Source organism: Deinococcus marmoris DSM 12784, assembly GCF_000701405.1.
Classification (GTDB): Bacteria; Deinococcota; Deinococci; order Deinococcales; family Deinococcaceae; genus Deinococcus; species Deinococcus marmoris.
This window is the reverse complement of sequence record NZ_JNIV01000103.1, coordinates 1-14,658: the sequence shown is the minus strand read 5'-3', so window position 1 is coordinate 14,658 and position 14,658 is coordinate 1. Positions and strand designations below refer to the sequence as shown.

The 14,658-nt window shown below is 60.7% G+C and carries 11 protein-coding genes; 3 read left to right on the top strand and 8 right to left on the bottom strand.

All coding sequences use genetic code 11. The features are described 5' to 3' along the window. Positions 1–4 precede the first annotated feature (4 nt). Both Q319_RS25775 and Q319_RS0118910 read right to left on the bottom strand, forming a co-directional pair. Entirely contained in the window at positions 5–391 is a 387-nt protein-coding gene (locus Q319_RS25775) for a helix-turn-helix domain-containing protein (RefSeq protein ID WP_051655562.1), read from the bottom strand. A 195-nt stretch (positions 392–586) separates the two neighbouring features. Continuing rightward, positions 587–1,534, bottom strand: a complete 948-nt coding sequence (locus Q319_RS0118910) for a CAP domain-containing protein (protein WP_156039456.1) — start codon at positions 1,532–1,534, stop codon at positions 587–589. 835 nt (positions 1,535–2,369) lie between these two features. On the opposite strand from Q319_RS0118910, the gene Q319_RS0118900 reads away from it, so the two are divergent. Beyond that, positions 2,370–3,587, top strand: coding sequence for a hypothetical protein (locus Q319_RS0118900; RefSeq protein WP_029484002.1), 1,218 nt, complete (start codon positions 2,370–2,372; stop codon positions 3,585–3,587). 56 nt (positions 3,588–3,643) lie between these two features. Here the strand turns inward: Q319_RS0118900 and Q319_RS0118895 are convergent, their stop codons facing one another. After that, positions 3,644–4,750, bottom strand: coding sequence for an EAL domain-containing protein (locus Q319_RS0118895; protein ID WP_245619370.1), 1,107 nt, complete (start codon positions 4,748–4,750; stop codon positions 3,644–3,646). A 790-nt stretch (positions 4,751–5,540) separates the two neighbouring features. Here Q319_RS0118895 and Q319_RS0118885 point away from each other — a divergent pair. Next, entirely contained in the window at positions 5,541–6,707 is a 1,167-nt protein-coding gene (locus Q319_RS0118885) for a GGDEF domain-containing protein (RefSeq protein WP_081846169.1), read from the top strand. 382 nt (positions 6,708–7,089) lie between these two features. On the opposite strand, the gene Q319_RS28790 is transcribed toward Q319_RS0118885, so the two are convergent. The 5 genes from Q319_RS28790 to Q319_RS0118855 form a co-directional block, all read right to left on the bottom strand. Beyond that, the gene (locus Q319_RS28790) at positions 7,090–7,470 is read right to left on the bottom strand and encodes an EAL domain-containing protein (protein ID WP_029483998.1); all 381 of its coding nucleotides are present in this window, start codon (positions 7,468–7,470) and stop codon (positions 7,090–7,092) included. Positions 7,471–7,793: 323 nt separating this feature from the next. After that, a complete protein-coding gene (locus tag Q319_RS0118870) occupies positions 7,794–8,429 on the bottom strand; it encodes a helix-turn-helix domain-containing protein (protein ID WP_029483997.1) in 636 nt (211 codons plus the stop codon). Positions 8,430–8,457: 28 nt separating this feature from the next. Then, on the bottom strand, positions 8,458–8,706 hold the full coding sequence (locus Q319_RS0118865) for a PIN domain-containing protein (RefSeq protein WP_051655559.1): 249 nt from the start codon (positions 8,704–8,706) through the stop codon (positions 8,458–8,460). A gap of 390 nt (positions 8,707–9,096) precedes the next feature. Further along, a complete protein-coding gene (locus Q319_RS27965) occupies positions 9,097–11,031 on the bottom strand; it encodes a putative bifunctional diguanylate cyclase/phosphodiesterase (RefSeq protein ID WP_051655558.1) in 1,935 nt (644 codons plus the stop codon). 250 nt (positions 11,032–11,281) lie between these two features. After that, positions 11,282–11,860 (bottom strand): recombinase family protein, encoded by a 579-nt coding sequence (locus tag Q319_RS0118855; RefSeq protein WP_029483994.1) that lies wholly within the window; start codon positions 11,858–11,860, stop codon positions 11,282–11,284. An 808-nt stretch (positions 11,861–12,668) separates the two neighbouring features. Between Q319_RS0118855 and Q319_RS25770 the strand changes: the two genes are divergently transcribed. After that, positions 12,669–14,658: sensor domain-containing protein (locus Q319_RS25770; protein WP_156039455.1), on the top strand; the 1,990-nt coding region annotated here is incomplete at its 3' end.

Below are 14,658 nucleotides of genomic sequence, written 5' to 3'. Positions count from 1 at the left end.
GCCGTCACTCGCTCCCGATGAGGAGCTCGCCGTCTGGTCCCACGCGTACCGGTTCGCCCAGGGTGTAGGGATCGGCACCGCTCCAGTCATATGGCTCGAACTCGCCCAGACGGGAAGCGTCCCCGTCCAGCCACGCCCGCGCTTCGCGGTCTGGTCCAGGCACTGTGACCGCGCTCAGCAGATCGGCCGGGCTGACCGGCTCGCCAGTCAGTTCCTCCAGCGTGGTCATGACGGCCCCCAGCGTGCCCAGATCCACGCGGCTGGTCTCGCCGCGCGCCAGAGCGTAGACGGTGCGCTCACTGACCCGGCCGCGCGCCGCCTGCGCGAGGCGGTAGGCACTCAGGCCATGCGCGGCCAGATAGTGCCGCAGGGTGAACTGGACGGTTCGCATAGTGGCAACATCTTACCAGTACTGATGAGGGGATTGGCGCTTTTCTCAGTCGGTCTCCTGGAGCGGCGGACGTGCTGCCATAACGCATGCACGACAATGTGAATCTAGATTAAAAAGTAAGACCCGTTTCCAGCGTCCTAATTAAGTCCTTCGCAGAGCGGCTGATACAGGAACAACAGCTTGTCCCCATGCGTTTCACGGCAGCGCGAACACCTGCGTCCAGAATGGACCATTCTCGCCGGTCACGGCGCTCAGGCCGATCAGGCTGAAATTGCCCATGATGTTGACGCAGTGTCCGGGGGACCTGAGCCACGCGTCCACTACTTCCTGCGCGCTGGCCTGTCCGCGCGCGATGTTCTCTGCCACTGCGCTGGGCTGCGCTCCAGTGGCCCGCACCCGCTGAAATGGTGTGGAGCCGTCCAGCCCCGAGGTGTGATCGAAGTAGTCGACATTGAACATGCCCAGTGACTGCGCGAGCGCGGCGCGGTCCAGCTGAACGTCACGCTTCAGTGCCCGTTTGCTCGCCCCACCCACCCGCTGCGTCTTGCAGTTCCAGCCCTGGGCGCGGGCGCGGTTGGTGAGGTTCAACACCGCCGCTTCAAAGGCGGCGCTACTCGGTGCGTCCTGGTACGTGAAGCGCACATGTCCTGTCACCGTAACGCCGAGGCCAGGAGCCGTGACGTTGACCGTGACTGGCCCGCTGCGCAGGGCGGTGCGGCCCGTGGCCGGGCGGCCATTGACGGTGAAGCTGGGCTTGCCGGGGGCGTAGCGCACACTGCCTTCCTCAGAGGGTGTGACGCTGCCGTGCCCGAGCAGCAGCGTGAGTCCGGCGCGCTGTTCTCCGGCGCTGCGGACGTCGAGCGGGAAGCCGCCGCTGCTCAGCGGCCGGCCCCCGCTGAAGGTCTGGACGCTGACCTTGTACGTGCCTGGGCGGTAGTAGGTGTGTTCAACCTGTGCGCCCGTCGTTCCCATACCGTCACCAAAGTTCCAGCGCACGGTCTGGCCAGGCTGCACGCTGGCGCTGAAGGTGGTTCGCATGGGCGCGGTGCCGTCTCCAGAAGTCGTGATGCTGAAGCCCGCCGCCCCAGCACTGAATCCCAGGACAGCGCAGGTCAGCAGACAGATACTCCGGAGGCGAATCACACGAACTATTTTAGGGCTCAGCGTGCTGGAGCGCTTACTCGCACCCGACACCGTCACCTTTTATAGCCGGGCTGGCCCTGAGCACCTCCGGCTCCGCCTGTGCATGCACGGACGCCTCGATGAGCCTGCGCCGCGTCCCACGCTCTGTATGTACCGTGGACGGCAAGCACGCCGCCTACAACAAAGACGATCCACGAATATCGGGTTGGGCAATTGGTAGTTGGGGATCGCCAATCAGCTATCCAAGTCTGCGCTACAATCGTGTTACCCCTAAGGCAAAAGACATCCGCCAAAGGGAAACCCCCCGTGGGAGCCTGGCAGCTCGTATTCCACAGAGGGTCTCAGTCACAGAATTTTTCCCGTTTGAGCGGGAGGCCTTCGCCTATGCCCATGATACGCCTCAGGGGGCATTTCGGTCAATGGACCGTAAGGGTATTACGCCCAGGTTAGGCGCTTGGAGATCCAAGCGAAGATGGAAAATACGAATTCCTCAGAAATATCACCGTCAGGGCAACACTTTCTCGCCCGCTTCGTGCAGGAACAGCGGGCCCGAGGACGCAGTAGTGGCCCACTTGATGGCCTGTTCGCGCAGCTTGCGGACGCATCTGCACCGACATCCTCTCAGCTTGCCCCCGCGACTGGCCTGCCTCTCCATACCGAAGGCGCCACCGCACGCGCTCAAGGACAGAAGAAGAACCAAACCGCTCCGCTGTTCGAGCACCTCGGCAGCCTCGTCAGTACCCGCGCACCCGCCGAATCCTGGCCGCTGGGCCACCGGGAGCCGTCACCGCCGGCCCCGGCCCCCAGGTTCACGCCGTCCACCGCAGACCGCCCGATGAAAACGCTCCATGACTTTACGGCTGAGCGCGCCGCCCGCCGCACCCAGTTGGCCGAGCCACCTGCCCCGGTGGTGGTATTCCGCCCCGTCGAGTCGCTGACGGCCTGCATGGACAGTGCCGATTGCCCGGAGACCGCCCGGAAGATCTTCCGCGTGCTGTTCTCGCTGGGCCTGGAGTCTGTGCGAGCGCGCGGCGTCCCCATCCGCCCCGATGTGGCGGTGTTCCATCTGCCGCTGGAACTGCTGGCCGCCCACATCGAGCGGGACCGCGTGACGGTGTGGCGGAACCTGCGCCCGCTGATTGCCTCTGGTGTCCTGGCGGCCGTGGACCATTACGGCACCCTGCGCGGCCAGACCGCTGTGACGGGCAAGGTGTGGGCCGTGTCCCTGTGCCCGGAGCGTGTGTTGTCTGGCCACGCTTCCCCCGTGCGGGTGACCATGTCGGATCTGCGGTATCCCTGGCGTGATCTGGACCGCGACACCCGGCAGGGCCGGACCGTGTACGCCCTGACCCGCAGTGAGGAGCGTCAGCAGGCCGAGAAGGCCCGGCGCGAGGCCAGGCGGGAGGAGACAGTCGCAGCGCGGGCGCGGGCAGAGGAACGCCTGACCGCACGTGCGCAGGCCAAGGTAGACGGCGAAGTGGTGCCGCGTGGCCGGACCGCCGCGACGATCAATGCCGCCCAGACGCGGGCTGAAAAGTGCCGCCCAGCCTGCCCCCCTGCTCCAGTGCAACAGTCGTTAAAAGGTCTGAGGACTGTAGAAAGAGGGGAGCTTGAAAAGTGGGTGTTAGCTGCATTTTCTTCTCAAACCTTAGACGTTACTCTGACTGTTGCACCCGCCTTCTCTGACGGCCTGGACGCGGTTTTTACCCTTCCAACCCTCGCGGGCCTCTCGCGCAGCCGCAGAGGCGAGCTGGTGGAGAAAACGGCGCGCACGCTGGCGGCCAGCTTCGAGGACTCCGAGAACCTGAAGTTCTGGTGCTGGCTAATCTGGCAGACCCTGCGTGCCCATGACCAGGGCCAGGACTGGACGGATGACGTCGCGCATATCATGGCCCGTGTGCTGCACGACATCCGGCAGGATCAGCAGATGGGCAACCGCGCGCAGAATCGCCCCGCCGCGCTGGTGGTGAACGGCTTGCGGAATTGCGGATTGCTGGACGCGCTGCGGCAGATTGCGCCGACGCGGGTAGGCAAACGACCACGGGCCGCCTGACCTTACAACGCTCCTTAAATGGTTCTACTTTTCTGGTGCAGCAGGCTGAATCTGAATCATGGTGAGGCCCAGAAGCTGGCGGCCTGCGGAAGGAGGTCTGCCGCTCGAGGGGCCGGCCGGCCCAGAAAATAGCCCTGCGCATAGTCGGCGCCCAACATGATCATCAGGGCCAGTTCGTCGTGCGTCTCAATACCCTCGGCGACGACCCGGATGCCCAGGTCGTGGGCGTACTCGATCAGCGCCGTGATCAGTGGAACTCGGCGGTCACCCTCATGCAGGCCGCTGATCAGCGCCTGGTCCAGCTTGACGATGTCTGGCCGGAGTTCCATCAGGTAGCTCAAGCTGGTGTGTCCGGCACCCAAGTCATCCAGGGCCACCTGAGCGCCTTCCTGCCGGTAGCGCTCCAGAATGGAGCGCAGCAGCCCCAGATCCGGGAACGTCTCACTTTCTGTAACTTCAAAGACCAGACGCGAGAAGTCGGCGCCCACCTCCCGGCAGACAGCGAATGTCGTCTGGAGGCAGATATCCGGATTGTAGACCACGCCTGGAGCAAAATTGATGAAGAGCTGCTGGTCAGCGCCCAGTTGTGGGTAGGCCTGACGGATGGCCGTCCGGCGGGCATGCGCATCGAAGGCGCGGGCCTGCCCATGGGCAGCGGCAGCTTGCAGGAGGGGCCAGGCACCGATCAGTGGTCCGTTGTGCTGCGCGCGGACCAGAGCCTCATAACCGTACACCCCGCCTGTGCCCAGATGAACGATCGGTTGCAGATGAAACGTCAGGTGATTGCTGATGGTTCCAAACCATGGCGTGGCCAGTCGCTGCATCCATTGCTCCAAAGGCGCTATCTGCCAGGCATCCATGTGCTCGTCAACCCAGGGTGCCGCCAGCAGGTCTGGGCGTTCCGTACGTGAAAATGCGGCCAGAACTCGGTCCAGTTGACCAAATGCCGTGCAGCTGACCCGTGTGGCACCCACCTCTCCTTCGCTGGGGACGTCGTGAGCCGCCAGAAGTACGGCAAGCTTGTGTTGCAGATGGGTGGAGGTGGCGCGAATGGACAGGGCCGTGATGCGTGTGACGTCCATCGGTGTCACGGCCTGGCAGTCGCAGAGTGCTGCGCCGACGATTGCCGGATGTGAAGAACTGACAGGGTCATGAAGAGTCATCACCGTACGGTACGCAGGACATCTTGACAAAACTCTGAAGCTGGCGATGCTGTGCAACATGATATTTACTTCATTTGCCTCTCATCCCATCTCATGGATGCGGTTTGAACTGATCTAACAGCAGTGAGTCTGGCTCCAAGCATGATGGTTCGTTGACGTGCCTGGACTTGGATGTGTCGCGGTAGCGGCAGTCGCATCTGTCTCTATGAGCGGCTGTGAACTCTGGAACCTGACTTCTGAGGGTGACCCGGTTCTGCAAAAACGGGGCAGGCCCAGTCGAACACTGTCCCGTTGAAAGGATAGTTTCACTGGGACACAGGCGGCGCGTCATACAACGTTCCTACGCTGCGTTGACTGAGGCTTAGCGCCAGCAAACCACCAGCGATTTGTGTCTGCTGAGGCTGAGAAACGTGGCTCCCCCTCCTTAGCGTAGTAGCGCGCACAGATCCTGAGTTGACCCCCTTAAGGGTAAGATGCCTGTAAGGGTAAGATGCCTGACAGAGCCGTTTCCTCAATATAAATGAATGTCTGAGACGCCGTTGCTCCCGCTCAAACATAGGCCAGTGAACCAACAGAGCTTTAAGAGCGGGCAGCAAGGCCAACAGACCTTTCCAATGGCCAATCTTCCTCGCGCGCGCATTGGTGAAATGATGGTGCACCTTACAGATGCCTTCGTCATCTACGGTACGTTCTGGCGCTGCGTTTATGCCGACCAGGTTGCCCCGCCTTCGCCCGCCTCGGAAGCTCTGCTAGCTCAGAGCCGACTCCTCTTGGTAGCGGAGGACAGGCTGTGAATGTTTCACAACAAGCCCCTTATTCGGTGGCACGGGTTGCCCCTTCCAAAGATGTTGCCCGTGCGCAGCAGTTGCGCCTCAAGCGCACATCCCTGGGCGTGGCTACGCACGTGGGTAGTACCCTCATCGTTGTCGCCTGTTTTGCCACAGGCATGCTTACCGTTGTGCACCTGGTGCATTACCTGGTGGGGATCACGGTTGTTTGCGGAACGTTCGTGCTGCTGATTCTCACCAACGTCAATCTCCGTTTCAGAGACCCGAGCATGACTGCTGCTCAGGTCATCTTGAGCATGTGGCCGGCTGGCTACGTCATGTTTTACCTTTCCGAGCCCCAGGCACGGGTACCATTCTTGCTGATAGGTGTCGTGGGAGTTCTGTTCGGGATGTTCGCCCTGGATTTCCGCCGCATGCTGCTTGTCTGTGGGGGCGTGCTCGCCTCATACGTCACAGTGGTCGTGGCCCTAGTGCTGTGGGCTCCTGTACGCGTTGATCTGCGTATTGAGGTTGTTTCTACATTTGCGTTCGCTGTGGTTCTGTTACTGATCGCCTACATTGGCAGTTACATGGCGGCCTTGCGGCGAACCGTACGGGATCGGAACACGCGACTGCAGGAAGTGAACATCCATTTGGAGCAGGCCCTGGAAGAACTGCATGATCTCGCCACCCGAGATCACCTGACCCGCTTGCCGAACCGTCGATCTGCTTTAGAGCGTCTGAAAAAAGCAATTATTCATGAGAAGTCGCTGCCCCCTGGGGAGAGCGTGGTTTGCGTTGGCCTGATGGATATTGACCACTTCAAGCGGGTGAATGACGCTTACGGGCATCATGTTGGCGACCAGGTGTTGTGTGCGGTGGCCAATACGTTGCAGGAGGCCATACGGCAAGACGATTTCGTGGGCCGTTACGGCGGTGAGGAATTTCTACTCATCTTCATTGCACCTACGACAGCGGCAGCCCATAAGGCCGCAGAGCGTGTACGACAGGCATTATCCGTGCTCCAGATCGAGGGATTGCCTCCAGAGCACCGCGTTACGGCCTCCCTCGGTCTTACGTTCTATCAGGCTGGCGAAACACTGGAAGCTAACCTTGAGCGCACTGACACAGCACTGTACGAAGCCAAGCACCGAGGGCGGAACTGTACGGTTCTTGACGGATCTTTATAGCTCTTTCTCAGGGGCCGCACCTGCCTAACGACGGTAAGACGCTCCCAGCCGGAAGGATCCGGGAGTGTCAGAGTCAGTTGTGGCAAGTTGTCGGAGAAGGGTGACGCGGTGCTGAGCGATCAGAAGCTGGGGCAACCTGAGACTGGGCACCAGAACCTGCGCTAACGACACTGTCAACCTGATTTCTCGCGGCTTGGACGGCAATTCCCGAAAGTTCTCCGTGAACTTTCCTCAGCGCCGATTGACTCCAATACGGTATCCAGTGATTGGTGTCGGGTCTCTCTGGAAACTTGTGCGGCACGCCTTCAATCCGTCTTTGAGCGATTGATCTGTCATGAACAAGAGCGAGATTTTGCCCTTGCACAGGGTTCTGGACGAATGCTCAGCTCATCCCGTCTTCGGCTGGTATCGGTCGGCCCAGCAAGTAACCCTGGCCCACGGAGCAGCCCAGTGCTTTGAGTGCACCGAGCTGTGCCTCCGTCTCGATGTTCTCGCCCAACATTCCCATTTCCAGCCCATAGGCTAGGGCGACCACGCTGCCCACCAGCGCGCGATCCTTGGATGTCCCGGGCAGGCCAGGCAGCAGGCCATCGAGCATATCCGCAACAGCGCTGGCATCCACTTCGATCCCAATGTCGTTGGAGTGTTCATTCAGCTGCTCTGAGCGGCACAATCTGAGGTATGGAAACGAAAAGGCAGTGAGCTGCCACTCCGGGGGTAATTTAAGGAAGCTGGCACCAGGCGCAAAGTGAAAAGATTTCACAAGCGGACGGGAGAAAAGGACCGCTTTCAGACAGTGGCGGCATTTCCGGTAGCTTCGCCGCCCCCCAAATTGGAGGGCGGCGAAGTGGAAATCTCCTTCCTCTCCCCGAAGTACACATGCCGATTGCGCAAACGGCCCTCTGGGAAATTTCCTGCGAGCAGGAAAGATGTGTTTGAGAAGTCAGAATCTCACTTTGCGTTTTGGAGTAGCTTCTTTAAACCACCCCCTCGTCCACCCGTTCCACCAAGTACAGGTTCAGGTCTGCGTGCTGGGAATGCGGGCGTTCGGGCGGCACTCGTCTGCCATACCCAGCAGCTCGCGGATCAGCTTATCGGGACATCCCCAATGCCCTGACCTCGGTTTTGGTCAGCGTCCTGAGCTGGTCGTTCAGCTGGCTTGGTGGATCGTCCTAATCTGGCGCAGAGTCCCACACGTCTCCAGAGGAACAGGTGGAGCTCCCATCTGTGCTGAGGGCTGGGCCACAGCATCAGCGGCGGCCACTGGGAAGGTGCCGCCTTCCTGGCCTGCTGCTGGACCTGCCGCCAGGCCAGGAAGACGTCCGGGAGGATATGGAAGTGCGCCGCCAGCTTCCGCACGGCTTTCAACGAGAGCGCCGCCTTGCCGCTCAGCAAGCGGCTGGCATTGCCCTGCGTGATGCCCAGCACCCCAGCCAGCTCGGTCTGGGTCATGGCCCGCTCCTGCATCAGAAAGGCCAGCAGGCGGTGCGGCGGCGAGTGCGGCGTGGGGAAGCGATCCTCGTAAGCCCCCAGGCGCTCACGCAACAGCTCGACCAAGCTGCCCAGGGGATGATCGGTCTGTCTCCCCACCTCGTCCCAGACGGCCTCAAAGGTGATCAGAACCTCGTTGTACTGCGGCTCGGTGTGAATGGGAGTGGCCAGGGCACGAACCTCCGGTGGGAGGTTCGCCCAAGCGCTCAGGATGGTGCGGGCATCGGTCATGGTGATCTCCTTTGCTTGGATCAGCTGCTCAGGTCCGTTCGTTATCCATCCAGTGGGCCACTTGCAAGCCTGCCACCCGGCGGTACTCCCGGCCATTGTGCGTCACCAGGGTCAGGCCGCGTCCCAGCGCCATTCCTGCATTGAGTAAGTCATAAGGGCCGATTGGCTGCCCCTGCGCCGCCAGCGCGGCCCGGATGCTGGCGGTTACGCGGGCATCTCCCAGCCCGTACTCCAGCACCGCCACTTTTGGCAGCCACAGCGCCAGAGCGGCCTCCACGGCGGTGCGTTTGGCGGGGGCCTGGGCAGCCCGAACAGGGTCTCCATGAGGGTCACGCTGCTCAGGGCCAGCGTGGACGGGGGACGGGCGGCCAGATGCCCACGCACCTGTCCGATGCCCCGCACCGCGTCACTGATGGTGTCAGTGTCCAGCAGGAACTGAATCAGAACAGTGCCCGGTCTTCCAGCGCTGGCAGATCGCCCTGGAACAGCGTGAAATCGGCAAGTTCCGGCGTGGCCGGGGCTGCGAAAAAAGCCAGAGCCTGCGGGGACCACTAGTCTGCGGTCTCTTCCAGACTGCTCTGTCAGAACATCATCGAGAACCAGACCGTGAGTGGTGGGCACCTCAGGCATCACACAGACCTCACTGCAAGAGGCTAGCCTGCATCCCTCAGGGGAATTTCAAAGTCGAGTGGAGGTGCGCCCCCAGTTGATTGGCGGGCAGGGGCCGGGCGAAGAGATACCCCTGGCCGGCGGTGAGGCCCAACTCAATGAGTTGGGCGCGCTGCGCTTCGGTCTCGATGCCTTCAGCGACCACCGTCAAGCCGAGCGAGTGCCCGATCACCGCGATTGTTCGGACCAGTTCCCGGTTCTGGTCCAGGGTGGCCACGAATGAGCGGTCTATTTTGAGCATCCGTAGGGGAAAGCGGTGCAGGCTGCTCAGGGAGGACTCCCCGATCCCGAAGTCGTCCAACACCAGTTCGACACCCGCACCCTGCAAGATTTGTAGCGTGTCTGCGTCAGTGTCTGCCGGGTGGGTCAGGACCCGTTCAGTAATCTCGATCAAGACCTGCCAGGGGGCGGGCAGGGGCGCCTCGCTGAGCGGCGCTGTGACTGCGGCGACCTGCCCCAGATGGGCCGCTGAGACATTGACGTTGAGCCACAGTGAGCTGTTCAGGGAACAGTCCACCGGCCACTGGGCCAGTTGCTGCATCGCTGTTTGGAGCACCCACTCATCAAACTGTCCAATCAACCCCAGTTCTTCGGCCAGGGGCACGAACGTCTCTGCTGGCAGCAGGCCCCGCTGTGGATGCTGCCAGCGAATCAAGGCCTCGACGCCGAGCAGGTGTCCACCCTGTAAGGCTACGATGGGTTGATAGTGCACCATCAGTTCGTTGCGTTCGAGCGCGTGGCGGAGATAAGCCTCCAGCTCCAACTGGCCCCGGAACTCGTCGCGCATGAACGGCTCAAACAGGCGGGTGCCCGCCGGGCCACCCCGCTTGGCTTGATAGAGCGCCAGATCCACATCCCGCAGGATGTTTTCTGATGAGTGATACTCGGCGGTGACCAGTAAGACTCCAGTCCCGACCTGAATGAACAGTTCTTGACCGCTCACGACGAACGGGACTTCGAGCGCCTCTTCCAGTCGGGCGACGACCCGGGACACCACGGTCTGATCTGCCACACCGTGCAGCAGGACTGCGAACTCGTCGCCGCCCAGCCTCGCCACGTGATCGGTGGGCCGGATGACGCTATGCAGGCGGCGGGCCAGTTCCTGGAGCACCTGATCGCCAGCCGGATGCCCCAAAGTGTCATTGATCCGTTTAAATCGGTCGACGTCACAAAACAGCACCGTAAACGCTTCTCCCTGCGCGTGCAGTTCCTCCAACGCCAGCACCAGGCATTCCTCAAACGCGACCCGGTTGGGGAGAGCGGTGAGGGCGTCATGCCGCGCTTGATGCCGAAACTGGTCCGCCAGCACATGGAGATGTTGAGTGCTCTCGAGCACTCGGTCTTTCAAGGTGGCGTTCAGGGCGTGCAGAGCCTCCTGCGCCTCGAACAGCGGCGTCAGGTTCATGAGCGACAGCAAAAAGGCGGGCTGATCCTGCGGTGAACCCGGCAGGGTCAGGGCCTGCAACTGCACCTCGAGCTGCTCGTCGCTGCGGTGGGTCACGCTGAACCGCTCAGAGATGGCAACCCCAGTGTGTAGCAAAGTTTCCATCAAGCAGCTGAACTCGGCCCGGTGCCCTGGACCAATAAACTGCAAGAAGCGCCGGGCGAGCAGGTGGCTTCTGTCAAAGCCGAGCAACTGTTCTCCCGCTTGATTGACGCCCTGGATGTACGCGTGTTCGTCTAAGGTGAAGTAGGCCGTCGGCGCGTGTTCATAGAGCGTGTGGTAGAGCCGGCGTTCGCGCTCCAACTCCACGGCAGTGAACTGAAGCTCCTCGTTCTGCGCGGCCAATTCGGCATGGTAGACCTGAAGCTCGTAGGTGAGGTCTGCGCCGGGCCACCCATCCCAGAGCGGGAGCGGTGAGGCCAGGCGCACCTGATGCTCGGCTTTCTCGCGGAGGTCCTGCGGATCGAATAATGGCTTTGAATCGGTCATGACACCTCCGGGAAGAGCCGGGTGCTCAAAAGGTGGAGCCTCTGGAACCAGGTGGGCCTGAAATCCCGTTCGCTGGAGAAGAATGTCAGTAATGTTACTGAGCTGTTCAGCGCTGGGGATGTGTATCCGGCCAAGGTTAACCGGGGGAGACGATATTTCGGTAACTCATCGCAAATGGGGCACCCTTACCTGGCACGCGCTTCACGGAGAGCCGTACACTCTTGAGCGGAACCCAAAAACCTGTTGGGACCTATGCGTCGGGTGCGGCCTTGAGGTACTGGTAGACCGTCTCCCCGCTAATGCCGAAGTCCCTGGCAATGCTGGCCTTCGACTCGCCCGTCTCAGAGCGTTGCCGCAGGTCATTCACCTGGATGGCGGTCAGGGTCTTTTTGCGCCCGTTGTACACTCCAGCCTTCTTCGCTGCCTCAATGCCCTCACGCTGACGCTCGCGGATAAGGGCGCGCTCGAACTCCGCAAAGGCACCCACGACGCTTAGCAACAGTCTGGATATGGCGGAATCTTCCCCAGTAAAGGTCAGGCCCTCCTTGAGGAACTCGACGCGCACAACCTTCCCCGTCAACTGATTGATCAGTGCGCGGAGATCGTCCAAGTTGTGGGCCAGTCGGTCCATGCTGTGGACCACCACGGTGTCCCCCTCACGGACGTGACCGAGCAGGGCGGTCAACTGGGGGCGGTTGGCGTTCCTACCGCTGGCCTTGTCGGTGAACGCTTTGTCGAAGCTCAGGCCGTCGAGCTGCCGGGCGGTGTTCTGGTCCTCCGACGAGACGCGGGTGTATCCAAGGCAATGGCCTTTGGTGGTGTCATTCATGGCGACTCCTGTCAGGTTAGGGTCTGAGACCCGCACAGGGCAATGTCAGACAATGGCGAAAACAAACCTGATCTGACGGTTTTCGGCCCTCTGCCTGACGTGGTGTTGGGGTATACCTCGATCTGACATCGGACATGTCGGTAAGCTCAATTCCTACAGCGACTTAGCCAAAATAGTATTAGATTCTCCTGATATACCAGCCGTTGATCATTTAATTAGTTTCGTCGATTTTTATTAGATTATCAAAGCAAGAAAATGAATACGAAACAATCGTTACAATTTACCTAACTACTATGCTAATTTTTTATTCTCCTAAACTAAGTCCACCATATGAATTTAATATCTATGTCGAATTGGCACATTTTTATTACTCTGCAATTTTACGCTCGATAGGAATTGATTTTGGACTTGCATACAACAAATCCTTTAAGATGCTCGCCGAGAGTCCTCAATCTCTCCGATCTAAATTTAATTAGACAGGCGCAACTCCTGGGTAAGAAGTCAGAGAGAAGCATTTTTTAGACTGTTGTCATGCCCTCGATAAGGCCGATGGCCGGTCACTCACCATCCCCCAACACGGGGCGACATGGCCAATTCTGGCTTGCCGAACAGCGCATGCCGTTTGACTCTGAACCGCATGGCACAGCGCTGGATTGGCGCAAAGAGACGAAACACCGTATCTGCTTTCCGGTGATTGATATCAGTGGGTCTCGCTGGCTCCTCCAAATTCTGGCCTGGCAATGACGGTCAAGCTGGATAGGAATTGGAGGTCTACACGAAGTGGGCCAGCAGACTCGCGGTGCCTGGCATGACGGCGGCACAGCAGGAAGAACTTGAAACGGTGTCCCGGAACATCATGGCGCTGGTCACGAACCTCGTCCTGATTCTCGATTCCGAAGGAAAGGTTGCTTACGCCAGTGAGAGCGTCCATCACTACCTCGGCTACGAAGTCATGTCGGTGCTTGGTCAGCCCGTGGTTAATTTCCTTACCCTCGAGGAAGCCGCTCGAGTCAAAAACGATTTTGCCGAATCGTCGGCACCTGAATGGCGTCACTATCAGGTTTGCCATCAGGACGGCTCCTGGAGGGACCTGGAACTCACCTGGGTCAGCCTCCTTGACGATCCGCTTGTGGCCGGAGTTCTGGTGGTGGCGCGAGACATCACGGACGAGATGCAGATCCGCCAGGAACTGGCCGAGCAGAAAAAGTTCTATCAAACGATTCTCGAAGATCTTCCGTACCAGGTGGCCGTGCTCGACCAGCAGGGACGCTACGTCTACGCCAACCCGGCGGCCATCGGGAATCCCGAGGTGCGTCAGGGCATCATCGGACTGACTGACGCCGAATACTGCCGCTGGCGCGGGCATGATCCGCAACTGGCCGCCGATCGTCAGCGCCTCTTCGCGGAGGCCACCCGCAGTCGCCGCTGGGTCAACTGGGAAGAGGCCATACGCGACCCGAACGGGCAGTTCAGGTATCACCAACGGCACTACCTGCCGATTTTCGGAGCCGACGGACAGCTTGACCGGATGATCGGGTACGGACGTGACGACACCAATCGTCAACGTCGGCTGGCGATGAACACCAGGCAGACCCAGGCATTACGTCTCTGCGCTCAGGGAGCACCGCTCCAGGAGGTCCTGGACCAGATTCTGAATGCTCTCGAGGTCTCATTCCCGCAGGCCCAGGCAGCGCTGCACCTCTGTGAAGATGCGACATGCGGCCCCTTCGCACCAGGCATGTCGGCGGATATCCTGGCTGGAGCCGTCCGTATCGGTGCGCTCGAACTTCAGCCGCCAGAAACGGGCGAACTGGCTGAAGCCCAGCCGGTGCTGGACCATCTGGCCGGTCTGGCCAGCATGGTCATTGAGCGCGACCTCCATCTCAAGCAACTTGAGCGGCTGGCCTACGTTGATGGCCTGACAGATCTGATGAACCGGCCTGCCTTCGTCCGTGCGCTGAATCAGACACTGGCCGGCGGGCAGCACCCCACGGTCATTATTCTTGATCTGAAACACTTCAGAAACGTCAACCGGCTGTACGGTCACGCCACGGGGGACGCACTGCTGATCGCCGTGGCGCGCCGACTCGAGCATGACCTCCCCGAGTGCAGCGTCGCTCGGGCCGGCGGTAACGGGTTTGCACTCCTTGTCCCTCGAGGCTCAGGAGAGTCGACCATTACGGCGTTGACCCAAATCATGGGTCCGCCTTTCGCCGTGCGGGGCGAGACGCTTTACGTCAAGTACCATATCGGCGTCGGTCCTGAATCTCAATCGGGAGAGGACGCTGAGTCTGTCGTTCAACAGGCCGAAGACGCCCTGTACCGGTCCAAGCAGCTCGGTCAGACGGTCTCCCGGTACGATGCCGAGGAGTATGCCGTCGAACTGACGGCCCTGACCCTGGAGGCAGAGTTGCGCCAGGCGTTCGCGAACCGCCAGCTTTTCCTGGTGTTCCAGCCGCTGGTTCAAGCCCGCTCCGGGAGGTTGCATGCCGTGGAAGCGCTGCTGCGCTGGACCCATCCCGAACGTGGAGCCATTTCGCCGCAGGTCTTTATTGCACTGGCCGAACAGAGCGACCTGATCCTCGACATTGGCGGCTGGGTGCTGCGAGAAGCTTGCCAGCAGGCCGCCGCATGGCCTGGCGGGCCTGTGCAGGTGAGCGTCAACGTCTCTGCACGGCAGCTCGAATCTCCACGGTTCAGAGATGATGTGCGGAGCGCCCTGATGGTCAGCGGACTGCCCGCCCACATGCTGGAACTCGAGTTGACCGAAAGCATGTTGATGAGTCCAGGCCGGGATG

Excerpts from the sequence above, each read along its gene's own strand:
- Q319_RS0118855 (WP_029483994.1), bottom strand. The coding sequence starts at position 11,860 with ATGAATGACACCACCAAAGGCCATTGCCTTGGATACACCCGCGTCTCG.
- Q319_RS0118900 (WP_029484002.1), top strand. The coding sequence starts at position 2,370 with ATGAAAACGCTCCATGACTTTACGGCTGAGCGCGCCGCCCGCCGCACC.
- Q319_RS0118870 (WP_029483997.1), bottom strand. The coding sequence starts at position 8,429 with ATGACCGATGCCCGCACCATCCTGAGCGCTTGGGCGAACCTCCCACCG.
- Q319_RS0118895 (WP_245619370.1), bottom strand. The coding sequence starts at position 4,750 with ATGACTCTTCATGACCCTGTCAGTTCTTCACATCCGGCAATCGTCGGC.
- Q319_RS25775 (WP_051655562.1), bottom strand. The coding sequence starts at position 391 with ATGCGAACCGTCCAGTTCACCCTGCGGCACTATCTGGCCGCGCATGGC.
- Q319_RS27965 (WP_051655558.1), bottom strand. The coding sequence starts at position 11,031 with ATGACCGATTCAAAGCCATTATTCGATCCGCAGGACCTCCGCGAGAAA.